Origin of the sequence: Coleofasciculus sp. (assembly GCF_046565525.1) — a bacterium.
In the GTDB taxonomy this organism is placed as follows: Bacteria; Cyanobacteriota; Cyanobacteriia; order Cyanobacteriales; family Coleofasciculaceae; genus Coleofasciculus.
In genome coordinates this window covers 1-19,810 of sequence record NZ_JBKHUP010000125.1, presented here as the reverse complement: position 1 = coordinate 19,810, position 19,810 = coordinate 1, and the positions used below count along the sequence as shown (strand labels likewise).

The window sequence follows — 19,810 nt, the reverse complement described above, 5'->3', positions numbered from 1 at the left end:
TCAGTGGTTCTATGGGAGACTTACTTCATAATGGGAAAATGTGCCTGCCTATAGGGTCGCTTTTTCGTCCAATGGAACAGAAATCCTCACTTAATCTCCGGTTGGTCACTATTCCTTCCCTAACCCCGAAAATGCGATACATCCTTTGAGGAGATCGGGGAATGGAGTCAATAGCCATCCCCATCTCATCCTTTACCACTGGGGTAAAGTAATCATTAACTGTTCTGCGGCTTGCCGATTTAATGGTTTAGAGAAAAAGTATCCCTGACCATATTCACATCGCCGCCCTCTCAGTTGGGCTAACTGCATATTCGTTTCTATCCCTTCAGCCACAACATCCATGCCTAAATTGTGAGCTAAGGTCACAATCGCTTGCACAATCTCCCCGTTTTCTCCCGCATCCCCCATGCGACTGACAAAGGAACGGTCAATTTTCAAGGCATCAATGGGAAACTGATGTAAGCGACTTAACGAAGAATAGCCGGTGCCAAAATCATCAATGTACAACTGAATATTCAATGCCTTAAGTCGCTCCAGTAAAGCAGCAGCAGAGTCTGAATGTTCCATAATGCCGCTTTCAGTAATTTCCAACTTGAGAGTGCTGGGATTGACCTCTGTCTCTTGAATAATTTGGGCAATTTGCTCAATTAAATTGGCTTGGGAAAACTGTTTCCCCGACAAATTAACACTCATGGTTAACGGAGGATAGTGGCGAAACTGTCGTTGCCATTGGCGTAGCTGATAGCAGGATGTTCGCAACACCCACTGACCAATCGGAATAATTAAACCCGTTTCCTCGGCTAAGGGAATAAATGCGCCCGGTGAAATCATTCCCTGTTCTGGATGCTGCCAACGCACCAATGCTTCAAACCCAGTAATCTTACCTGTAGCCAGGGAAATAATCGGTTGGTAATAAACCTCCAGTTCTTGACGTTCAATTGCCCATCGCAGTTCGGTTTCCAAGCGTAACTGGGCAAGGGCGCGACCGGACATGGCGGTATCAAACATGACATAACAAGCGGTTCCCTGAAGCTTTGCCCGATGCATGGCGGTATCGGCATCTCGTAGTAAGTCTTCCGCTCGGTTATACCCCATACCACTCAGGGCAATCCCGATACTGGCTGTGGCAAACACCTCATACCCATCTAAATTAAATGAGGATGCCAACGTTTGGTGAATCGATTTTGCTATATCAGTAGCTGCCCCCGTATTGGGGATATCATCGAGTAGAATCGTAAATTCGTCCCCCCCTAACCGGGCTAACGTATCACTAGGACGTAAGCACCCTTCTAGTCGGTGGGCGATCGCAGTCAGTAGTCGATCGCCGACCAGATGCCCTAAACTATCATTGATGACCTTGAAACGGTCTAAATCCAAGACAATCACCGCACATAAATAATCCCAGCGTTGCCTTGCCCGTCGCAAAGCATACTCCAGCCTATCCATGAATAATGCCCGATTCGGTAATCCGGTCAATACATCGTGGAAAGCATCGTGGAGTAACTGTTCCTCCATGCGTTTGCGATCGCTAATATCGACCACCTGACTAATGTAGTGCAGGGGTTGACTTTGAGAGTCTCTGACTAACACAACTTTCAAAATGGCATTGACAATCCTGCCATATTTTGATACATAACGACGTTCAGTTTGCAGATGGGAGAGTTCCCCCCGCAACAACGATTGGTGTTGGGTAAAGTCGAGTGTCCGTTCAGTCGGGTGGCTAATTTCGGTAAACGTGAGGGCAAGCAGTTCCTGAGCCGTATAACCCAAAGCTTCACACAATGCCTGATTAACCTTGAGGAATTTACCATCAAGGGACGTCATTGCCATGCCAATGGGAGCCAGTTCAAAGGTGAGGCGAAATTGCTCCTCACTTTTGAGTAAAGCCGCCTCTGCCTGCTTGCGTTTAGTAATATCGGTAGCAATTCCATCCATACGAATGGCAGTACCCCTTTGGTCATAAATCAGGCGAGCGCGATCGCGCAGCCAACGCACTTCGCCATCCGGTCGTACAACCCTATATTCTAGATCTTTACTCCCCTTATGCATCATCGTTTGAGATGCCATCTCTACCCGTTGGCGATCATCAGGATGAACAACGAACTGCCAGAGACTCGGATGAGCGACAAAGTCGGATACAGGGCGACCATAAACCCGTTCTGTCGCCGGATTCAGGTAAATGAACTGTTGATTCTCCAGGGAAGCAGACCAAACCACATCGTCTAGGGAACTGAGAATACTCTCCAGCTTTTCCTCACTCTGTCGTAGGGCTTCCTCTGCCTGTTTCCGTTGAGTAATATCGCTTTGAATCCCGACAAAATGGGTTAAATAACCGTCCCCATCAAAGACGGGCGAAACATAGAGTTCATTCCAGAAGAGGCTGCCATCTTTGCGATAGTTCTGTAAAATGACATGGCATTCTCGTTGCTCTTGAATCGCTGTCGCCAACTGAGTCACCCCGATTTGATTATAATCAGGTTCTTGCCAGAAACGGCAGTTGCGTCCAATCACCTCCGGTGCGGTATAACCGGTCATCGACTCGAAGGCGGGGTTGACGTAAATAACGGGGTTATCCGGTTGATTGGGGTCAGTAATAATCACCCCATTATTACTTGCCGCGATCGCTCGCTGCATCAGATACAGATTCGCCTCTGACTGCTTATGTCCAATCGCCAAGGCTAAAACATTGGCAATCGCCTGGAGAAAGTTAATGTCATCTTCACTAAAGCGGCGCTTGCTGGTGGTATGGGTTCCTAAAACCCCAAATGGTTGCTCTTGACCCGGAATTACCACACTCACACCACTGACAACGCGATGATTGTAGAGTAAAGGAGGTCCACTAAAGCGAGTTTCAACCCGTAGATCTTCGACCACGACAGGTTCTTGAGAGACCAGAGTATAACCGGCTTGGGAATTCCTGTGGGCACCGACTAAGGCATACCCAACCAATCCCGGCGACCAACCCACACCCGCTTTGAGTAAAAACACATTACCATTGGGCAGCAGTTCTAAGATTTTACAATACTCAACCTCTAAGGTTTGAGCAATTGTACTCACCGCTTCGTTCATCAGGGTATTCAAATCAAGTCCCGAAAGCGCCCGTTGGCTCAATTTGGCGACGGCTGCTTGTTGACGTGCTCGTACTCTCAGTTCTCGGTCTGGCTGTTCTTTCGGGGTCTGATCTCGAATAACCAGTTGGGTTGCCCCTTGACCTTGATAAATGGCAGGTAAACGGGCAATCTCAACATCAATAATCTGACCGTCTAACTGCACGAGTTGTTCATCCACTTGAGAGATAAAATCTGACCAAGGTTTACCGATAACTTGGTTTTGACTAACGCCTCCCAATAGTTTGACACCTGCAGGATTGATGTAAACCAGTTTTCCCTGACTGTCGAGGGCAATGGCATTAGGAGACTGTTCGACCAAACTCCGATAGCAGGCTTCACTATCGATGATAGCGGCTTTTGTTTGCTGGAATTGGGTAATTTGCTGATAGGTATCGCTGATATCATTGAATATACTCAGAATCGCTTTTTCTTGATTCAAGGTCAAAACCTGCATCGATACAGTTACCCACAAAGGTGTATCATTGATTTTATGAATACGAACTTGAGCATTCTGTACAGAACCATTTTTTGCTAACGTTGCTAACAGGGTTTGCCAGTCAGTAGGGTTTTCATAAAAATCTGGCATTGAGCAACTGAGAAACTCTGAGGTGGCGACACCAAACATTAAGCTGGCGTGGGAATTGCAGTAAACAATTTTGCCATCGGAAATTCGTGCGATCGCGACAGGTACAGGAAGGGCTTGCACGATCGCCCGAAACTGTTCTTGGCTCTGTTGCAGTTCGCCTTGAGTTTGTAGACACTTAGCTATTTCTTGCTTCAGTTCATTCGACTGGGCGATCGTACTGACTTGATCGTACAGTTTACAGGTATGGTCGTCATTCCAGTTATTGTATTGATGAGAAACAACCTCTAGCTTCTTGAGTTTGGCAACAAAAGGTAACCATTGGCACAAGCCGATAAACAGCAGTCCAAATCCAACTAGGTAGACTAGCGTCACTGGAATGAGTGTATCGATTGGATTTGGGTTTATTGTGGTCAAACCAATAGTACGGTTGACTAAATCCATGAACCCATCCAGACAAATTAAGGCATAGCCCGCCAGCATATAGAACCAGCCCGGTTGCCGTTCAATCTGTGATTTTGAACCGATCCACCACAAATAACCAAAAATAGGCATCATTAGGGACACCCTGAGGCTCCCAATTACAATTTCCCTCATAATTCATTTAGGGCAAGCGTGAGTCATCAACAAAAGGAACAGTCTATTTTGGAAGATCCAAAAGTTTGCCAAATGTTTTCTTAAAAACGAAATAACACCAAACATCCACCTGAAGCCGGATAAGGGTAGCACTCCCTGTTGTAAGATTAAGTTTGGTCTGATGCATCTGCCCTGATATTTCTTCGCCAGAGTGGCATGTTCAGCAATTTTTCCGCAACATCTGCTTATTGACACCAACTTGGGGATAAAAAGGAACAGTTGATTGGTGACGACAATTACGTCGCCATCTGTTTGTATCTTAGAACACTAACCCCGTCTTAGAAGTTGACAAATTAGCCATCATCTGCATCGACGAAAAAGCTACTGTTCTATTGTTAGTTTTCCTGATCCAACACCAGCGAAAGAGGATGACTCGACTGACTCTAGCCCTGTAGTCTATTATCCCTTCAAAGACGCTCAGCCAATCTCAACTTGGCAGAACGAGCGCGGGGATTTTCATCCCGTTCCGTGGATTGTGGAGTTATAGGTTTTTTAGTAAGCACCCGCAAAATTGGAGAATCCCGCAAGTGGTGTTTAACCAGACGGTCTTCCAAGCTGTGAAAACTAATAATACCAATTCTGGCTCCTGGCTTTAACCAAGTTGGCGCACAATTGAGAAATTTTTCGAGAGCGGATAATTCTTGGTTAACGGCAATGCGGAGAGCTTGAAATGTGCGAGTGGCGGGATGAATTCTACCATAGCGGTATTTTTTGGGAACGACCCGCGCGATCGCATCGGCTAATTGGGTGGTTGTCTCAAAAGGACGGCGTTCCACAATTGCCCGAGCAATCCGCCGGGATAAGCGTTCTTCACCATACTCATAAATAATCTTTGCCAGTTGGGTTTCATTCCAATGATTGACCACCTGTGCGGCTGTTAGTGACTGGCTCTGATCCATCCGCATATCTAGATTAGCCGGATGGCGAAAACTAAAGCCGCGCGAGGGAACATCCAGTTGAGCCGAACTGACGCCTAAATCGGCAATAATGCCATCAAATAAAGAGTCCGGCGGTTGATAGTAAGCAAAATTTCCCTGCCAAAATTGTATGCGATCGCCATAAGGCGCTAACTTCGCTTCAGCCGCCGCGATCGCGATCGCATCTTGATCTATGGCTGTGACACGGACATCAGGGGCAGCTAATAGGATTAATTCGCTGTGTCCACCCCCACCCACAGTCGCGTCTAAATAATGCCCACCCGGACGAATCGTCAATCCGGCAATTAACTCCTGACTTAACACCGAGCGATGAAAAAACTGCCCCGTTTGCGCCTCAGACTCCATCTGACATTCTCCCCCACTAAATCAAAGATTGCCGAAAAACCTGTGGTTTGGACTGTAGGGGCGACCTGCTTGGTCTAGTCAACAACACCACTCCACTCAATTTAATCGGGTCGCCCTCTACTTAATTGGCTATCACTAAACGCGCTATCTGGGGCATAATACTATCGTACCCTGACCCCGGAACCTAACCTGAATGTCTATGGTAAATAAATAGGCGTCATCGCTAAAAGTTGGGTAAACCAAATACATTACTTATGGCACAACTCGAAACCAGAACTGACCCAATGGTTCTCAACTTGGGTCCTCACCATCCGTCCATGCACGGCGTTCTCCGCTTAATCGTCACCTTAGACGGGGAGGATGTAATCGATTGCGAACCGGTTCTCGGTTACCTGCATCGCGGCATGGAGAAAATAGCTGAGAACCGCACGAATATTATGTATGTCCCCTATGTGAGTCGGTGGGACTATGCAGCGGGCATGTTTAACGAAGCGATTACAGTCAATGCCCCAGAAAAATTGGCGGATGTTCCAGTACCCAAACGCGCCAGCTATATCCGCGTGATTATGCTGGAGTTGAATCGAATCGCCAATCACCTGCTTTGGTTAGGACCATTTCTCGCGGATGTCGGGGCGCAAACTCCTTTCTTCTACATCTTTCGGGAAAGGGAATTGATTTACGACTTGTGGGAAGCCGCAAGCGGACAACGACTGGTTAATAATAACTACTTCCGCATTGGTGGAGTAGCGGTTGATCTTCCTTATGGGTGGGTTGACAAATGTGAAGACTTTTGCGACTATTTTGACCCCAAAGTCGATGAATACGAACGCTTAATTACCAACAACCCAATTTTCCGCCGTCGCGTCGAAGGCGTGGGTACGATTACCCGTGAAGAAGCGATAAACTGGGGACTTTCTGGTCCAATGTTGCGGGGTTCTGGCGTGAAGTGGGACTTGCGAAAAGTTGACCACTATGAATGTTACGACGACTTTGATTGGGAAATCCACTGGGAAACTGCAGGGGATTGTCTTGCTCGGTATTTAATTCGGATTCGGGAAATGCGGGAATCCCTGAAAATTATTCGTCAGGCATTAAAAGGATTACCAGGCGGTCCCTACGAAAATCTGGAAGCCAAACGCATGGCTGAAGGAAAGAAATCTCAGTGGAATGATTTTGATTACCAGTATATTGGCAAGAAAATCGCTCCAACCTTTAAGATTCCTCAGGGTGAACACTATGTTCGCCTCGAAAGTGGTAAAGGAGAACTGGGAATTTTTATTATTGGGGATGATAATGTCTTCCCGTGGCGTTGGAAGATTCGTCCACCAGATTTCAACAACTTGCAAATTCTGCCCCATATTTTGCGGGGAGTCAAGGTGGCAGATATTATGGCAATTCTCGGTAGTATTGACGTGATCATGGGTTCAGTAGACCGCTGATTGATCAACAGATATTGAAAGAAAGTGGTACGCCAAACAACGTACCACTTTTTTATTGTCTGTCCAATTGTTTATACCAAATTCGCTTCAATAAACCCCTTGATCACTGGCGTACTTTTGCCTCTTGCCTTTTGCCTTGTCTCGACCAAAAAGGGGGTAATTAACCCGGATTTGATATTAGTCATCGAAAATGTAGATGGCTTCTCCACCAGAGGGTGTAATGCTATAGGCTTCAAAATCGTTGTCGTCATCGTATGTACCTGCAACGGTTACCCGATCGCCCGGGTTGAGGTTCGCCTGACGGATGGGGCGCGATTCTGCCTCGACTAAAATTTGCCCTGTACCATCATTGAGAATGAAATCGTCCCCCTGTATTCGCACGACTTCTCCAGATAGAATAATGCTATTCGCCCTCTGCAAATCGGCAATCGTAGTTTGAGCGATCGCATCATCCCTCTGTACTCCCATGACTTCTCCAGTTAGGGTAACGGTATTTGCACCCTGCAAATAGGCAAGTCCAGTTTGCGCGATCGCCAGGAGCGGAACAGTCACAACAGAGGCAAACACCAGGGTGGGTAGTAATTTAAACTTCATCATTGATCTCCAGACTAGAGAGAGTTGTTGTCCTGATCTCTAGAATGCAAGGAAAAAGTAACATGAAGGTTTCAACGCACCTTTTATCGCCTATGTAATTTGATTTCAAAGGTAGAACCCTTGCCAACCGTGCTTACAACCGTAAGTTCTCCACCCTGTGCTTCGACAATTTGACGGGCAATCGCCAGCCCCAATCCAAATCCGCCGGTTTGCCGTGAACGCACGCGATCGGCTCGGTAGAAGCGATTAAAGATATAAGGTAAATCTTGTGAGCTAATACCAATACCGTTATCCCTAACCTGAATCACTGCCCAGTGAGATTGAGGCAGCAAACAAAGTTCAATCATGCCGCCTGCTGGTGTATATCGACAAGCATTGCTGAGTAAATTGACAATCGCCTGCCGCAGGAGATCGGGTTCGGCTTGCACCAACAGAGGTTCCTTGGGTAAAGCATTTAAAAATGTTTGTTGGTTTTGAGTGGCATTAACGGTATGTTCCTCAACCAACGGGTGGAGCAACTGCACCAAATCCACTGTCTTGAGCATATCTGGCGAGAGTTTCCCCTGATGACGTGCGAGAAACAAGAGTTGGCTGACTAGCAAACTCATCGACTCAGCCACCTCTGCAATAATTTGCAACCGGGTGTGCTGCTCCTGGGGATCGACAGGTTCCATCAATCCCACCTGAGCATGGCTTAAGATCCCAGCCAGAGGTGTCCGCAACTCATGAGACGCATCGGCGGTAAACTGCTGGAGCTGGTTATAAGACTGGCGAATCGGCTCCATGGCTTTACCGCCCAAAACCCAACCCGTTAAGGCGATCACTCCTATTGCTAGGGGAACACCAACCACCAAAAACCACCGGAGTTGTTGCAAGGGTTCTTTCACAGGAGCTAGTGAAGCCGCAATCTGGAGATATCCGATTAAACGTTTTTCTTGATAAACGGGCAGCGTGAGTTGTCGTAATTGAATGGGAGTAGAGGTGAGTTGAGTATCCACAGTGAAGGTTTGAAAACCAGACGGCGTTGCTAGCTGTTGAGGTGGCACCGCTCCAATAAACTGAAGCAGTTGCTTGTGTGGTGTGTACCAGCGGGCAAAAAACAAGTCAGTGCTAAGGGGTAACGTATCGCTGCCTAAGACAGGAACATTCTCTAAATCAGTGTGCTGCTGTCCTTCATAGATATAGTCTTCTACACCGGCTGCCATGATCCGGCTGGTGTTGTAGAGGATTTGATCAAAACTATGCATGCGATCGCGGGCTTCCCGCCAATACAGGATTCCGGCAAAGATGACCAGAATACTTCCCATTGAGAGCGTAAACCAGGTGGCTAAATTGCTACGACTGCGGTTAAACATGACAATCAAAATCCAACCCATTCACGGTTTTGACGGTTCTGGAGTGCTAAGGCAATATCCCATACCATACACGGTCTGTAGCCAATCCTCTGCTCCTACTGCCTGCAATCGCTGACGCAACCGATGAATCAAAATCGTTACCGCTTTACTTTCCGGTATCCTATCCCATTCCCACAATGCCTGTTCAATTTGGTCACGAGATAAGATCTGACGGGGATGACGCATGAGATATTCCATCAGCTGAAATTCTCGTCCTGAAAGTTGAATCTCCTGGTTCTGTCGCTTCAGAATGAGGGTTGTCAAGTGCAATTGCAAATCCTTCAGTGTTAAGATATCTCCTTGCCAGAGGGGCAATCGCCGTCCTAATGCCCGTACCCGTGCCAACAATTCCGTCAAATTAACGGGTTTGACCAGATAATCATCGGCTCCCACATCTAGCCCAATAATTTTGTCTTGAATGGTATCTTTTGCCGTCAAAAAGAGAACAGGCGCACTCTTGCCCAACTGGCGATACTGCTGACACAACTGAATACCGCTCACCTTGGGCAACATCCAGTCAAGGATGAGCAAGTCGTAACTCCGTTCGGTAATCAGCTTCTGTGCTGTTTCTCCATCCGGCACGGCATCAACCCCATGCCCAGATTTAGTCAGTGCTGTTTTTAGAGGTTCTAGTTGAATTAGGTCATCCTCGACTAACAAAATCTTCATATCAGTGTACAGTTAAAGCTGATTAGTGTTTAGAATAGTCAGGAGTTCTCATTGTACTGTGGTTGGCTATGCCTCCTCGTTGGACTGCTGATTGGTTAAAACTAGGCTGGAGGATTGGTCTGTTACTCCCATTCGTCGGGACAGCCTTTTGGGTTATGACAGGATGGATTGATCAGCGTGTTTTGAGTCAAACCCACTCAACAACCGCTCAACTGCAAGCACAAGGACAATATCAAGTCCAACTCTCTTTCAACCTAACGATTGTGTCAATCGATGCAGAAATTAATCGACAGACTCAATTAACTGAGGTCAGCATCCGTACTGTTGGCTCTTCCCTGGAGGAAATGGAATTTAAGTTTCCAGTGACTGAGTTTGTAGCAGTGGAAAGGGCGATCGCTCAAGAATTAGGTCTGTTACCAAACGACATTACTAAATTGATTAGATATCGAATTGACGAATAGATTATCTGAAATGTTGTCATGATGCATTCGGTACATATCTGCTGAGATAATGAATACCCTGATCAACGTTAAGGCATAACAAATGACTAAAACCGCATGGGTGTTTCCCGGACAGGGTTCTCAAGCTGTCGGTATGGGAGCGGATTTAGCCGATTTACCCATTGCTCAAGCTAAATTTACACAAGCCCAGCAAATTTTAGGCTGGGACGTACTAGAACTGTGCCAAAGTTCTGAAGAGAAACTGTCTCGCACTCTGTATACTCAACCCTGTCTCTATGTCATCGAAAGCATCTTAGCTGATATCATCCAAGAACGAGGACATCAACCGAACCTTGTCGCGGGTCACAGTTTGGGCGAATATGTGGCACTCTACATGGCTGGTGTTTTCGACTTTGAGGCGGGGTTAAATCTGGTCAAACGTCGTGCGGAACTGATGGATAGTGCATCAGGGGGCATGATGGCGGCTTTAATTGGATTTAACCAGGAACAGCTTGACCAACAAATCCAGCAGCATGATGATGTGGTATTAGCCAATGATAATAGTCCGACTCAAGTGGTGATTTCCGGAACTCCTGATGCAGTGGAAGCGTTATTGAGTCAGGTTAAAGCCAAGCGAGTGGTGCGGTTAAATGTCTCTGGGGCGTTTCACTCTCCGTTCATGACATCAGCCGCCGCCGAGTTTCAGACGGTGTTGGAGTCTGTTCCCTTTGCTGATGCTAAAATTCCTGTTTTGTCCAATGTAGAACCCATACCCGCCACAGAAGCGGCTGTCCTCAAGGAACGCCTCCAACGTCAAATGACGGGAAGTGTGCGCTGGCGAGAAATTTCCTTACACCTGTCAGAGGAAGGGATTGAGAAGGTGTTAGAAATTGGTCCTGGGAAAGTTCTCACGGGTTTGATTAAACGGATGTGTCGGGATATAGTCTTGGAAAATATAGGTAGCTTATCAGATTTGCCCGGTTAACCTATTAACCTATCGTTAACCTCAGGAATCTACTGTAGGTTATATATTTTCCATTTCCCTGTTATATCGCACTACGGGGATATGTTAGGACATTATTCGACATCATTTGTTTAGCAAGTTTGAGAGTGTCGTCAACGCCCTCGACTATGATCAGATCACACCAGATTCGTTTCAGTCGTTCACCTTCACCTGGGAAGCCGCGATCGCTGCGTTACGCGATCGCAGAAGTACTCTCATGGCTAAACCCACCCCAATCTCGAAGTCAACACAGGTAAAGTAAAGTATGAAACCCGACAAAATCCTCAAATTGGTTGTCTCCAACTGATACTCTAATACAACAGCCCCATCAGGGGGGATTATGTTTAAGATGTTCTGTGACTAGAAACCGCGAACCCTTTGCTAGCCTAATCCTCTACCACGCCTTCAAATGGTCGGTAGTCAGCCCAGTGCTTAACATTTACCTACGAGGTCACATTCATGGTGCTGAACATGTGCCGATGGATGGTCCACTGGTTGTCGTCAGTAACCACGCCAGTGATTTTGACCCGCCCATTGTGTCCAATTGTGTGCGGCGTCCGGTGGCATTTATGGCAAAAGAGGAATTATTTCGCGTACCAGGACTCAAGCAAGCCATTCAGTTGTATGGCGCTTACCCAGTGAAGCGGGGTGCAGCAGACCGGAGTGCCATTCGTGCGGCGATTGAGTGTTTATCACAGGGGTGGGCTGTGGGTGTATTTTTACAAGGAACGCGCACGGCGGATGGTCGTATTCCTGAACCCAAGCTTGGTGCTGCCTTAATTGCAGCTAAAGTAAACGCCCCTCTACTGCCCGTAAGTTTATGGGGGACTCATACCATTTTCCCAAAAGGTTCACCGATACCGCGTCCTGTACCTGTAACCGTGCGAATTGGTCAACCCATTGACCCCCCGGCTTCGACGAAACGACCTGATTTAGCCGTAGTGACCCAGAAGTGTCAAGCAGCTATTCATGCTTTACATGATTTAGGACGATGAATCATATCGACCTATCGCATCGGGTACAGGACGTGCTTGTGCTTAATCAAAATAGAAAATTGTCACAACCTTGCGTTGTTCTTCTGCCTCCTCACAGGTTTTCAGCAAGGTTTTGCTGTCATGAAAGGCGAAGCAGATAAGCTGTTGACATCGGGAAATGATTTCGGAGTTACACAACGCACTAGCTTCTGCCAGAGACAGATGATCATTTTCTGGGTTTTCTACTAAGTGCATGACTTGTTGGAGTTGAACTTGCGACTCCCGTGGCTGACGTTCTAAGCTTTGGGGTAAAATGACCGTCAGCAAATTAGCGTCAGCACGCATTGCACCGCGAATCGCGGCTGAGTTCGTACCTGTGGCGCCAGAGGTCATCAGACGATTGCCAGCTAGAACCAAGGCATAACTCATCATCTCGATCAGATGTTGATGGGTAATGGGTACATGACGCGATCCTAACAGGGCAATCCGCTTAGAACCCGTTTGCTGGATTGTCGCAAGTTCTTGCGCTAAGGTATCTACACCGGAGATTTCTACTGATTGATTCAAAGATGCTGGTTTAAGCTGAACAACCTAGGTATTTTAGCAAAACCAGCGACAGTTAGGACTATTAGCTCGCAAAAAGGTGGCGGAGGGGTACAAGTGCAGGGGGGCGGGGAGAGAAAAACTATTTTGGCTTGATCCGACTTCCTTGCCACTTTTCAAAGAGTCGTGCTACAGTAAGATACTGTTTGGTTCGGACGCATAGCTCAGTTGGTTAGAGCACCACGTTGACATCGTGGGGGTCACTGGTTCGAGTCCAGTTGTGTCCATTTAATTGTTAATTGCGAGTAGTATCGTGTATCTGGGGAAAAGGACAGACGCGATCTGATGTAAGCTCTACTCGCTTCGCGATCGCAATCCTCACCCATCCCCAAACGCGATCGCCATAATGTTTTAGTACACTGAAGCTTGAAACTTGCTCTTTTTTTTAGATGCCACGCCTTGATGTTTATCACGATGTCGTCAAAGTTGCCTTGGTTAAAGATGGCTGGAAAATCACTCATGATCCATTGACGATTGAATTCGAGGATTTGACAGTTTATGCTGATCTCGGTGCAAAAAAAATTATTGCGGCTCAACGGTGTGAGCAAAAAATCGCTGTAGAAATCAAAGTATTTCGCACACCTTCACCGGTTACAGAGTTAGAGCGAGCTATTGGACAATACTATTTATATTTGACTTTTATTGCCAAACAGGAGCCAGATCGCGCTCTTTATCTGGCGATTCCTGAACGAACTTACCTCAACTTTTTCCAGCGTCCGTCGATTCAGGTGTTTATCAAAGAACGTAGAATTTCTTTTTTTGTTTTTAACCCAGAACAGGAGGAGATTGTCAAATGGATCACTCACTGAGTAAGTTAGAGCGATATCAAGGAATTGCCCAAGATATTATCAATGATTATGCAGGTTATAAACCGAGTCAGGGGGATATTGAGCTAAGGGCGATCGCGGATCAGGATTCCTATTTACTGATTAGTTTTGGTTGGAATGGGGATCGACGGGTTCACAGTGTAATTTTACATCTGCGAATTTTTGAAGATAAGTTCTGGTTAGAGCGGGATGAAACAGAGGAAGGTATCACCCATGATTTACTGGATCGGGGTGTTCCTCATCAGGATATTGTTTTGGCGTTTTATCATCCTGAAGATCGCAAGTTGACGGAATTCGCGATCGCCTAGATATTTTAGGGTGAAAAAGGGAGGCGATCGCACCTTTTGATCAAACAGCTTCTATTCCTGGTGATCGGGTGTATCTGGGGATAGGGAAGACGCGATCTGCTGTAAGCTCTACTCGCTTCGCTATCGCACTCCGTCCATTCAGTCTGCGCGTGAAAATGTTTTTTAAGTTACGATAACCACTAATAACCCGCAAAATTTCAATTTTATCTTCATTTTCAACAATTTGATAAAAAATAATGTAGCTCATCAATGGCACACCCCGTAAACCGGGGGTAAACTGTGAATAGGAGCGCCCCAAGTATGGAAATTGTGCCAGATGCTGACATTTTTTACCAAATGCTTCCACAAATCGATCACCCGCATCGACACTTTGCTCTAAAAAGTAATCAGAAATTGCCGATAAGTCTCTACTGGCTTCAACCGTAATGACCAAGGATTTCATACAGTGCGTTCTCTTGCTTGTTGCACTTTATTTCTAAGTTGAGCGAGTACATCTTCTGCATTTAGAACTTCGCCGCGTTGTGCCTGTTCTCGTGCTAGGTGAATTTTCTGCCGAGTTGAGTGAACCCATGCTAAATAGTCTGGGTTATCATTCGCATTGGAAAGGGCAACATCATCGATTAATAACAGCAAGGCTGTGTTGAGAGCTTCCTCTAAGGAGGAATATTGTCCATACTTTACCAAAGCTTCAAGGACGTGGGTTTGCTCTTGGCTCAAGGTGATTTGCATGATTACCTTTGATCGGGGCAAGGGTTGAAGTATACCTCTACTGTATCGTAGTCTCCCAGTTAGCGATCGCAATCCTCACCCATATCCTGAACGCGATCGCACATTCAATCGATCCCGATCACGCGATCGCACACTGGGAATAGAGGGGATGCGATCGCGTGGAAGTCCAGGTATTTGTAGGGGCGGGCGCGAGCCGTTTAATTTTGATGTTTGTGATAACGTTTCAACAAAACCCGCCCTGACTCAAAATGGAGGTGTGTTTTAGGCGATCGCTCTTTTGATAAGGAATTAGCGCCAACTGGGAGGGAGAGGGCGATCGCTCTCTCTGTGCAAGTCCAAACATCCCCAAGGCTTTGATTCCATGTCAAAATAGTATTGATCTTCTCATTTTTCGGGCAGTTTAATCGATGAACATATCTTTGACACCTGAACTCGAGCAATTTATTGACTCAACCGTCAAAAGGGGTAGGTATTCATCTCCTAGTGAAGTTATTCAGGTGGCTTTACGATTGCTAGAGGAACGCGAGATGGAACGTTTACTGCGATTAGAGGAACTCAGAAAGGAAATTGCTATTGGCATTGAACATTCGGATCAAGGAGATATATTTGATGGAGAAGAAGTGATTAGAGAACTCAGACAAGAAATTCGACAGTCAGAACAGGGTGCATAATGGGCAACTATAGTTTTAGTGCGCCGGCTCGGCAAGATTTAAGGCAAATTAAAAACTATATGGCACAGTTTAGTTTAAGTGCGGCTAGTCGTTTTCTTGACGCTTTTGAGGAAAAATGCCGTTTATTAGCGGATTTTCCGGAAATGGGACGTTCTCGTGAGGAACTCGCTCCTAGTTTACGTAGTTTACCTGTGGATAAATATGTCATTTTTTACCGCCCGATTGAAAATGGCATCCAAGTGGAACGGGTGTTGAGTGGTTACAGAGATTTAGACGAAGTTTTTTCTGATGATGAGGAGAATTAAAGCGATTGCAAAGGTTTTTTTATGGGTTATCTGGGGAAAAGATGCGATCTGCTGTAAGCTCTACTCGCTTCGCGATCGCAATCCTCACCATCCCAATCACGCGATCGCACCTTTTCATCGAACAGCTTCTATTCCTGGTGAGATGGTGTATCTGAGGAAAGAGGGAGGCGCACGCTGGGAGACTATCACTTTTGATTCGGGTGTAGGGGCGACCCGCACCGCATCAATTAACAACTAGAGAAACAGGGCGAGTTTAGTCACATCGAGGTGCAACCGAAAAGATAGTAGTAAAACCCGCCCCTACAGAGGATCGGGTCGCCCTTTATTCAATTCCCGGTGTCAAAATGTGTTTTTTGAGCGGTTATATGCTTTCCTGGATAGGCTTCCATCGCACTTTGGTGGGGAACGCTTCTATTCCTGGTGAGATGGTGTATCTGGGGAAAATGGAAGGCGCGATCGCAACTCCTCCATGCTCATTTTTCTAGCTGACTTGGGGTTCCAGGAAACCTTCCTGCCAAACTCCCACATTCGCCGGAAGTTCAACAGCTTGATGGTTGTGGAATTTTGCCACTAACTTTGATATCTTCAGGGCTACTATTGGGTTAAATTTGAATACGTTTAAGAACGAATCATCTCCCTGGGTGACTTGAATTGGGTAATCGGCAATTGGCGTTGTTTTTACAGTCATGGTAAATTGATGGAGGTCTGTGCCAATTTTTACTCTGATATTAAAGTTTCCCCAGTTTTGTGTGGGTTTAATTGAAAGTAATTTTACATTCATTGTTGGCTTCTCGAAAAAACGGCTTCAGTGAGACGCTTTTGGGCTTCTTCTTGGGGGATTGTACCTTGTGTTGCCGCTGCTTCTAATCCACGATAAACTTTCTTGATGACATACAGGTGATATTGGATATCCTCTAGGGAGCAGTCATCGGGTAATTGAGCCAAAAGGGAGGTGACAGCTTGCTTGGCGCTACTCATCGTTCTTTGCTTTACTGTATTTATTCCATTTTAGGGCGATCGCAATCCTTACCCATATCCCGAAGGCGATCGCCCTAGGGTCAGGTAATCCCAGCAGTTGGTGACTAGAGATAGTTTTAGATAAGCTAAGAAAAAGGCTCATTTTAACCTTGGAGATAGTCTATGGTGGCAGTAATTTCTGAACATATTGAAATCACACCAGGAGTGTGTGGTGGGAAACCGCGTATTGCTGGACATCGGATTCGGGTTCAAGATGTTGTTATTTGGCATGAATATAAGGGGATGTCTCCTGATGAAATTGTGTCTCGATATCCTACGATTACGTTGTCAGACGTATACGCGGCTTTGGCTTATTACCATGATCATATTGAAGACATACAACAACAAATGCGAGAGGGCGAAATTTTGGTGCGTGAATTGAAAGCGAAAACTCCTTCCAAAGTGCAGCAAAAATTAAGGGGATAGAGTTTTGAAAAAGATCAGGTTGCACTTGGATGAACAAGTTGATCGGGCAATTGCTCAAGGGTTGAAACAACGGGGTATTGATGTCACGACGACACCTGAAGTAGGACTTTTAGGTGCAGCCGATGTAGAACAATTGGCTTTCGCGATTTCTCAAGAACGAGTAATATTTACCCATGATGAAGATTTTTTAATCCTTCATCAACGGGGTTTAGAACATTATGGTATTGCTTACTGTCACCAAAATAGTCGGTCAATTGGTGAGATTGTGCGAGGATTGATTTTGATTTCAGAGGTACTTGAACCATTAGATATGAAAAATCACGTTGAATTTATTTGAGAAAGGCGATCGCACGCTGGGAGACTATCACCTTTGATTCGGGTGTAGGGGCGACCCGCTTGCATTAATTAACAACGGTGTCCGCTTAATTTGATCGGGTCGCCCTTTATTCAATTGGCGGTGTCAAACGGTGTTTTTTGAGCGGTTATATGCTTTCCTGGATAAGTTTCCATCGCACTTTGGTGGGGAATCGCTTTTATTCCTGGTGAGATGGTGTATCCGGGGAAGGCAGGGAGGCGCGATCTGCTGTAGGCTCTACTCGCTTCGCGATCGCACGCTGGGAATAGAGGGGATGCGATCATGATGAATATTTTTTAATCCTTCATCAACGTGGTTTAGAACACTTTTGAGCGAACAGCTTCTATTCCTGGTGATATGGCGTATGTGCGAAAAATTAATTACTCTCCTGCCTGTGATAAAAGTAAATTAACTAAATTATCTGACAACCACAAACCAGCATCTTGTAATGCTTTAATTCTGGGAGATACTGAAGAAATTAATCCTCGTTGTTTTGCTAGGATGATTAAGCGACCTGTCCCTATTGTAATAATACTTAAAGCTTGACTACAGCGACGTGCTGCTCTATCGTCAATAATCGCCGCCAAATTGGAATCCTTTAGCGCCAAGCTTAATACTTCCGATTCTCCTTTTCCCAAATCCCAGGCAGCTACTTCTGGTGGGATCTCTCCAATTTCTACTCGTTGCGTCCAGGTTACGCTAGATAATTGCTGAGAAGCTGCATCTTTTTGACTGGTTACTGTAATTTCATCCCAGACACCTGCTGGCACAAAAATTTCTGAGAAAAGTTGAGGTAGTAAGTCAGCTTCTTGACTTTTAAATAGGACAATCAGAGGTGAAGCGTTGATCACAACTCGCTTAATCAACATTCGCCATTTCCTCTGCCAACTCCTCAGCCGTGTATTGCATGAAGTCTACTTGGTAACGAAACAATGCATTAATAAACTCAGCGCGGCTGATTCCCGCAATTTCTGCGGCTTTGCTTTGAGATATTTGACCAAGTTCATACCATTTAACAGCGGCGGCTATTCGCATTTCTTGAACAAATTCATCGGGATTTTTCCGAAGCGCAGAGAAGGCAGTTGTTGGAAGTTCAATAGATACAGATGTCATTGAATTTTTTTGTACCTTGTGTTTCAGATGTTTATCCCATTTTAGGCGATCGCACCTCAGCGTTGAAGAGCTTCCATTCCTTTTGACATGGTATATCTGGGGAAAGGGAAGACGCAGATCACAATCCTCACCCATATCCCGAACGCGATCGCACTACTTGATAAGCCATTGACTTAGACGCTTTTGGGCTTCTTCTTGGGGCATTGTACCTTGTGTTGCCGCTTTTGATCGAACAGTTTCCATTCCTGGTGACATGACGTATCTGGGGAAAGGGAAAGGGCGATCTGCTGTAGGCTCTACTCGCTTCGCGATCGCAACTGGGAGATTATCACTTTTGATTCTCGACTCCTTGTAACATGGTGTATCTGGGGAAAAGGAAGACGCGATCGCCTGTTACCGTTCCACCCCGACCGCGACCCCATCGCCACGACCAACGCTGAAAGCCAGACTCTCAAAAGAATGGTTTATCTCACGGTAGTTTGAGATATAGTTGGACTAAGCCAGTCGTACAATTTTAGGGAGAGGTTCATTAATAATGAATAAGGTTACTGTAGAAGAAATTACTCAAGATTTAATCAATTATCTTCAACGGGCTAAGGCTGGAGAAAGTTTTGTGATTTTTCAAGCAGACCAACCGATTGCGAAAATTATTTCGGCTAAATCTGAGGGGATTTTAGATGCTTTTGATGCTTTTCGCTCCAGAATCATTTCAGAAGGAATTGATTTAGATAGCGATGAAATTTTTGCCAATGTCCGGGACTACACCCCGACTCCTGAAAAACCTTGCTGGTGATGAATATAAAATTCCTCCTGGATACCAATATTATTTCCGAAAGTATCAAGCTACAGCCTAATCATATTTTTCTGGAACGTTTTCGACGGAATTTGGAAGAATCGGCGATCGCCTCTGTGACATGGCATGAACTTCTTTATGGGTTATACCGATTACCGGAGTCTCGGCGAAAAAAGATTTTGTCTGATTACTTAACCCAGGTGATTCAAGACAAAATGATCATCTTGCCCTACTGTCATGCTGCCGCCGAATGGTTCGCGGCTGAACGTGCCAGACTGACGGCTTTGGGTCGAATGCCTTCATACCCGGATGGGCAGATCGCTGCTATTGCTAGGGTTAATCATTTGATTCTGGTAACTCGTAATGTTTCAGACTTTACGGAATTTGAAGGACTGACGATTGAAAATTGGTTTGTTTAGCAGGCGATCGCTCTTTCGGAAAAAAACCGGGGCGATCGCACGCTGGGAGACTATCACCTTTGATTCGGGTGTAGGGGCGACCCGCTTGCATTAATTAACAACGGTGTCCGCTTAATTTG

Annotated in this window: 29 protein-coding genes and 1 tRNA gene; 15 read left to right on the top strand and 15 right to left on the bottom strand. The window is 45.9% G+C overall.

All coding sequences use genetic code 11. The features are described 5' to 3' along the window. Nucleotides 1–192: 192 nt before the first annotated feature. Both ACLGGO_RS30460 and rsmH read right to left on the bottom strand, forming a co-directional pair. Nucleotides 193–4,251, bottom strand: a complete 4,059-nt coding sequence (locus tag ACLGGO_RS30460; protein ID WP_446422106.1) for a PAS domain S-box protein — start codon at nt 4,249–4,251, stop codon at nt 193–195. Between the two features lie 485 nt (nt 4,252–4,736). Beyond that, the gene (rsmH, locus tag ACLGGO_RS30455) at nt 4,737–5,612 is read right to left on the bottom strand and encodes a 16S rRNA (cytosine(1402)-N(4))-methyltransferase RsmH (protein ID WP_446422105.1); all 876 of its coding nucleotides are present in this window, start codon (nt 5,610–5,612) and stop codon (nt 4,737–4,739) included. 254 nt (nt 5,613–5,866) lie between these two features. On the opposite strand from rsmH, the gene ACLGGO_RS30450 reads away from it, so the two are divergent. Then, on the top strand, nt 5,867–7,051 hold the full coding sequence (locus ACLGGO_RS30450; RefSeq protein WP_446422104.1) for an NAD(P)H-quinone oxidoreductase subunit H: 1,185 nt from the start codon (nt 5,867–5,869) through the stop codon (nt 7,049–7,051). Nucleotides 7,052–7,228: 177 nt separating this feature from the next. Here the strand turns inward: ACLGGO_RS30450 and ACLGGO_RS30445 are convergent, their stop codons facing one another. The 3 genes from ACLGGO_RS30445 to ACLGGO_RS30435 all read right to left on the bottom strand — a co-directional run bounded on the left by ACLGGO_RS30445 (nt 7,229) and on the right by ACLGGO_RS30435 (nt 9,708). Next, on the bottom strand, nt 7,229–7,648 hold the full coding sequence (locus ACLGGO_RS30445; RefSeq protein WP_446422103.1) for a NirD/YgiW/YdeI family stress tolerance protein: 420 nt from the start codon (nt 7,646–7,648) through the stop codon (nt 7,229–7,231). 80 nt (nt 7,649–7,728) lie between these two features. After that, entirely contained in the window at nt 7,729–9,021 is a 1,293-nt protein-coding gene (locus tag ACLGGO_RS30440) for a sensor histidine kinase (RefSeq protein ID WP_446422102.1), read from the bottom strand. Further along, nucleotides 9,022–9,708 carry a response regulator transcription factor gene (locus tag ACLGGO_RS30435; RefSeq protein ID WP_446336398.1) on the bottom strand — a complete coding sequence of 229 codons (687 nt, stop codon included), beginning with the start codon at nt 9,706–9,708 and terminating at the stop codon, nt 9,022–9,024. It lies immediately after the preceding gene. A 68-nt stretch (nt 9,709–9,776) separates the two neighbouring features. Here ACLGGO_RS30435 and ACLGGO_RS30430 point away from each other — a divergent pair, with 68 nt between their 5' ends. Then, nucleotides 9,777–10,169 (top strand): hypothetical protein, encoded by a 393-nt coding sequence (locus ACLGGO_RS30430; RefSeq protein WP_446422101.1) that lies wholly within the window; start codon nt 9,777–9,779, stop codon nt 10,167–10,169. A gap of 82 nt (nt 10,170–10,251) precedes the next feature. Then, nucleotides 10,252–11,133 (top strand): ACP S-malonyltransferase, encoded by an 882-nt coding sequence (gene fabD / locus ACLGGO_RS30425; RefSeq protein WP_446422100.1) that lies wholly within the window; start codon nt 10,252–10,254, stop codon nt 11,131–11,133. A 171-nt stretch (nt 11,134–11,304) separates the two neighbouring features. Here fabD and ACLGGO_RS30420 read toward each other — a convergent pair whose 3' ends face one another. Continuing rightward, entirely contained in the window at nt 11,305–11,430 is a 126-nt protein-coding gene (locus ACLGGO_RS30420; protein WP_446336394.1) for a hypothetical protein, read from the bottom strand. A 77-nt stretch (nt 11,431–11,507) separates the two neighbouring features. Between ACLGGO_RS30420 and ACLGGO_RS30415 the strand changes: the two genes are divergently transcribed. Continuing rightward, entirely contained in the window at nt 11,508–12,146 is a 639-nt protein-coding gene (locus ACLGGO_RS30415) for a lysophospholipid acyltransferase family protein (RefSeq protein ID WP_446422099.1), read from the top strand. Nucleotides 12,147–12,188: 42 nt separating this feature from the next. Here ACLGGO_RS30415 and ACLGGO_RS30410 read toward each other — a convergent pair whose 3' ends face one another. Then, complete coding sequence (locus ACLGGO_RS30410; protein ID WP_446336392.1) at nt 12,189–12,692, bottom strand: DNA recombination-mediator protein A; 504 nt, start codon at nt 12,690–12,692, stop codon at nt 12,189–12,191. Nucleotides 12,693–12,881: 189 nt separating this feature from the next. Here ACLGGO_RS30410 and ACLGGO_RS30405 point away from each other — a divergent pair. The 3 genes from ACLGGO_RS30405 to ACLGGO_RS30395 all read left to right on the top strand — a co-directional run bounded on the left by ACLGGO_RS30405 (nt 12,882) and on the right by ACLGGO_RS30395 (nt 13,863). Then, nucleotides 12,882–12,955: transfer RNA gene (locus ACLGGO_RS30405), tRNA-Val, on the top strand. A 162-nt stretch (nt 12,956–13,117) separates the two neighbouring features. Continuing rightward, the gene (locus ACLGGO_RS30400) at nt 13,118–13,537 is read left to right on the top strand and encodes an element excision factor XisH family protein (protein WP_446422098.1); all 420 of its coding nucleotides are present in this window, start codon (nt 13,118–13,120) and stop codon (nt 13,535–13,537) included. After that, the gene (locus ACLGGO_RS30395) at nt 13,522–13,863 is read left to right on the top strand and encodes an element excision factor XisI family protein (RefSeq protein ID WP_446422097.1); all 342 of its coding nucleotides are present in this window, start codon (nt 13,522–13,524) and stop codon (nt 13,861–13,863) included. The genes ACLGGO_RS30400 and ACLGGO_RS30395 overlap by 16 nt, the downstream gene beginning before the upstream one ends. A gap of 40 nt (nt 13,864–13,903) precedes the next feature. On the opposite strand, the gene ACLGGO_RS30390 is transcribed toward ACLGGO_RS30395, so the two are convergent. Both ACLGGO_RS30390 and ACLGGO_RS30385 read right to left on the bottom strand, forming a co-directional pair. Beyond that, complete coding sequence (locus ACLGGO_RS30390) at nt 13,904–14,305, bottom strand: type II toxin-antitoxin system RelE/ParE family toxin (RefSeq protein ID WP_446422096.1); 402 nt, start codon at nt 14,303–14,305, stop codon at nt 13,904–13,906. Continuing rightward, a complete protein-coding gene (locus ACLGGO_RS30385) occupies nt 14,302–14,592 on the bottom strand; it encodes a hypothetical protein (protein ID WP_446422095.1) in 291 nt (96 codons plus the stop codon). Before ACLGGO_RS30385 ends, ACLGGO_RS30390 begins: the two co-directional genes overlap by 4 nt. Nucleotides 14,593–14,600: 8 nt before the next feature. On the opposite strand from ACLGGO_RS30385, the gene ACLGGO_RS30380 reads away from it, so the two are divergent. From ACLGGO_RS30380 to ACLGGO_RS30365, 4 genes are all read left to right on the top strand, one after another. Then, nucleotides 14,601–14,735, top strand: a complete 135-nt coding sequence (locus tag ACLGGO_RS30380; protein WP_446422094.1) for a hypothetical protein — start codon at nt 14,601–14,603, stop codon at nt 14,733–14,735. 264 nt (nt 14,736–14,999) lie between these two features. Continuing rightward, nucleotides 15,000–15,263: a type II toxin-antitoxin system ParD family antitoxin gene (locus ACLGGO_RS30375; protein ID WP_193874829.1), complete on the top strand. Its 264-nt coding sequence runs from the start codon at nt 15,000–15,002 to the stop codon at nt 15,261–15,263. Next, complete coding sequence (locus ACLGGO_RS30370; protein ID WP_446422093.1) at nt 15,263–15,568, top strand: type II toxin-antitoxin system RelE/ParE family toxin; 306 nt, start codon at nt 15,263–15,265, stop codon at nt 15,566–15,568. The genes ACLGGO_RS30375 and ACLGGO_RS30370 overlap by 1 nt, the downstream gene beginning before the upstream one ends. Beyond that, on the top strand, nt 15,552–15,806 hold the full coding sequence (locus tag ACLGGO_RS30365) for a hypothetical protein (RefSeq protein WP_446422092.1): 255 nt from the start codon (nt 15,552–15,554) through the stop codon (nt 15,804–15,806). Before ACLGGO_RS30370 ends, ACLGGO_RS30365 begins: the two co-directional genes overlap by 17 nt. Before the next feature lie 243 nt (nt 15,807–16,049). Here the strand turns inward: ACLGGO_RS30365 and ACLGGO_RS30360 are convergent, their stop codons facing one another. The 3 genes from ACLGGO_RS30360 to ACLGGO_RS30350 are packed head-to-tail and all read right to left on the bottom strand — an operon-like array spanning nt 16,050 to nt 16,688. Then, entirely contained in the window at nt 16,050–16,349 is a 300-nt protein-coding gene (locus tag ACLGGO_RS30360; protein WP_446422091.1) for a hypothetical protein, read from the bottom strand. After that, nucleotides 16,346–16,546 (bottom strand): hypothetical protein, encoded by a 201-nt coding sequence (locus ACLGGO_RS30355; protein ID WP_446422090.1) that lies wholly within the window; start codon nt 16,544–16,546, stop codon nt 16,346–16,348. Before ACLGGO_RS30355 ends, ACLGGO_RS30360 begins: the two co-directional genes overlap by 4 nt. Then, complete coding sequence (locus ACLGGO_RS30350; RefSeq protein WP_446422089.1) at nt 16,539–16,688, bottom strand: hypothetical protein; 150 nt, start codon at nt 16,686–16,688, stop codon at nt 16,539–16,541. Before ACLGGO_RS30350 ends, ACLGGO_RS30355 begins: the two co-directional genes overlap by 8 nt. Nucleotides 16,689–16,708: 20 nt before the next feature. Here ACLGGO_RS30350 and ACLGGO_RS30345 point away from each other — a divergent pair, with 20 nt between their 5' ends. After that, a complete protein-coding gene (locus ACLGGO_RS30345; protein ID WP_446422088.1) occupies nt 16,709–17,011 on the top strand; it encodes a DUF433 domain-containing protein in 303 nt (100 codons plus the stop codon). 4 nt (nt 17,012–17,015) lie between these two features. Next, on the top strand, nt 17,016–17,348 hold the full coding sequence (locus tag ACLGGO_RS30340) for a DUF5615 family PIN-like protein (RefSeq protein WP_446422087.1): 333 nt from the start codon (nt 17,016–17,018) through the stop codon (nt 17,346–17,348). 110 nt (nt 17,349–17,458) lie between these two features. Here ACLGGO_RS30340 and ACLGGO_RS30335 read toward each other — a convergent pair whose 3' ends face one another. From ACLGGO_RS30335 to ACLGGO_RS30325, 3 genes are all read right to left on the bottom strand, one after another. Continuing rightward, nucleotides 17,459–17,650 (bottom strand): hypothetical protein, encoded by a 192-nt coding sequence (locus ACLGGO_RS30335; RefSeq protein WP_446422086.1) that lies wholly within the window; start codon nt 17,648–17,650, stop codon nt 17,459–17,461. Nucleotides 17,651–17,746: 96 nt separating this feature from the next. Further along, nucleotides 17,747–18,235, bottom strand: a complete 489-nt coding sequence (locus tag ACLGGO_RS30330) for a DUF3368 domain-containing protein (protein ID WP_446422085.1) — start codon at nt 18,233–18,235, stop codon at nt 17,747–17,749. Next, nucleotides 18,225–18,479, bottom strand: coding sequence for a UPF0175 family protein (locus ACLGGO_RS30325; protein WP_446422084.1), 255 nt, complete (start codon nt 18,477–18,479; stop codon nt 18,225–18,227). Before ACLGGO_RS30325 ends, ACLGGO_RS30330 begins: the two co-directional genes overlap by 11 nt. A 535-nt stretch (nt 18,480–19,014) precedes the next feature. Between ACLGGO_RS30325 and ACLGGO_RS30320 the strand changes: the two genes are divergently transcribed. Continuing rightward, entirely contained in the window at nt 19,015–19,272 is a 258-nt protein-coding gene (locus tag ACLGGO_RS30320; protein ID WP_446422083.1) for a type II toxin-antitoxin system Phd/YefM family antitoxin, read from the top strand. Continuing rightward, nucleotides 19,272–19,691, top strand: a complete 420-nt coding sequence (locus ACLGGO_RS30315; RefSeq protein ID WP_446382069.1) for a PIN domain-containing protein — start codon at nt 19,272–19,274, stop codon at nt 19,689–19,691. The genes ACLGGO_RS30320 and ACLGGO_RS30315 overlap by 1 nt, the downstream gene beginning before the upstream one ends. The last annotated feature ends 119 nt before the right edge of the window (nt 19,692–19,810 follow it).

Coding starts and splice junctions, on each gene's coding strand:
- ACLGGO_RS30460 (WP_446422106.1), bottom strand. CDS start 4,251: ATGATGCCTATTTTTGGTTATTTGTGGTGGATCGGTTCAAAATCACAG.
- rsmH (WP_446422105.1), bottom strand. CDS start 5,612: ATGGAGTCTGAGGCGCAAACGGGGCAGTTTTTTCATCGCTCGGTGTTA.
- ACLGGO_RS30450 (WP_446422104.1), top strand. CDS start 5,867: ATGGCACAACTCGAAACCAGAACTGACCCAATGGTTCTCAACTTGGGT.
- ACLGGO_RS30445 (WP_446422103.1), bottom strand. CDS start 7,648: ATGATGAAGTTTAAATTACTACCCACCCTGGTGTTTGCCTCTGTTGTG.
- ACLGGO_RS30440 (WP_446422102.1), bottom strand. CDS start 9,021: ATGGGTTGGATTTTGATTGTCATGTTTAACCGCAGTCGTAGCAATTTA.
- ACLGGO_RS30435 (WP_446336398.1), bottom strand. CDS start 9,708: ATGAAGATTTTGTTAGTCGAGGATGACCTAATTCAACTAGAACCTCTA.
- ACLGGO_RS30430 (WP_446422101.1), top strand. CDS start 9,777: ATGCCTCCTCGTTGGACTGCTGATTGGTTAAAACTAGGCTGGAGGATT.
- fabD (WP_446422100.1), top strand. CDS start 10,252: ATGACTAAAACCGCATGGGTGTTTCCCGGACAGGGTTCTCAAGCTGTC.
- ACLGGO_RS30400 (WP_446422098.1), top strand. CDS start 13,118: ATGCCACGCCTTGATGTTTATCACGATGTCGTCAAAGTTGCCTTGGTT.
- ACLGGO_RS30395 (WP_446422097.1), top strand. CDS start 13,522: ATGGATCACTCACTGAGTAAGTTAGAGCGATATCAAGGAATTGCCCAA.
- ACLGGO_RS30390 (WP_446422096.1), bottom strand. CDS start 14,305: ATGAAATCCTTGGTCATTACGGTTGAAGCCAGTAGAGACTTATCGGCA.
- ACLGGO_RS30385 (WP_446422095.1), bottom strand. CDS start 14,592: ATGCAAATCACCTTGAGCCAAGAGCAAACCCACGTCCTTGAAGCTTTG.
- ACLGGO_RS30375 (WP_193874829.1), top strand. CDS start 15,000: ATGAACATATCTTTGACACCTGAACTCGAGCAATTTATTGACTCAACC.
- ACLGGO_RS30370 (WP_446422093.1), top strand. CDS start 15,263: ATGGGCAACTATAGTTTTAGTGCGCCGGCTCGGCAAGATTTAAGGCAA.
- ACLGGO_RS30365 (WP_446422092.1), top strand. CDS start 15,552: ATGATGAGGAGAATTAAAGCGATTGCAAAGGTTTTTTTATGGGTTATC.
- ACLGGO_RS30360 (WP_446422091.1), bottom strand. CDS start 16,349: ATGAATGTAAAATTACTTTCAATTAAACCCACACAAAACTGGGGAAAC.
- ACLGGO_RS30355 (WP_446422090.1), bottom strand. CDS start 16,546: ATGAGTAGCGCCAAGCAAGCTGTCACCTCCCTTTTGGCTCAATTACCC.
- ACLGGO_RS30350 (WP_446422089.1), bottom strand. CDS start 16,688: ATGAGCCTTTTTCTTAGCTTATCTAAAACTATCTCTAGTCACCAACTG.
- ACLGGO_RS30345 (WP_446422088.1), top strand. CDS start 16,709: ATGGTGGCAGTAATTTCTGAACATATTGAAATCACACCAGGAGTGTGT.
- ACLGGO_RS30335 (WP_446422086.1), bottom strand. CDS start 17,650: ATGATCGCATCCCCTCTATTCCCAGCGTGCGATCGCGAAGCGAGTAGA.
- ACLGGO_RS30330 (WP_446422085.1), bottom strand. CDS start 18,235: ATGTTGATTAAGCGAGTTGTGATCAACGCTTCACCTCTGATTGTCCTA.
- ACLGGO_RS30325 (WP_446422084.1), bottom strand. CDS start 18,479: ATGACATCTGTATCTATTGAACTTCCAACAACTGCCTTCTCTGCGCTT.
- ACLGGO_RS30320 (WP_446422083.1), top strand. CDS start 19,015: ATGAATAAGGTTACTGTAGAAGAAATTACTCAAGATTTAATCAATTAT.
- ACLGGO_RS30315 (WP_446382069.1), top strand. CDS start 19,272: ATGAATATAAAATTCCTCCTGGATACCAATATTATTTCCGAAAGTATC.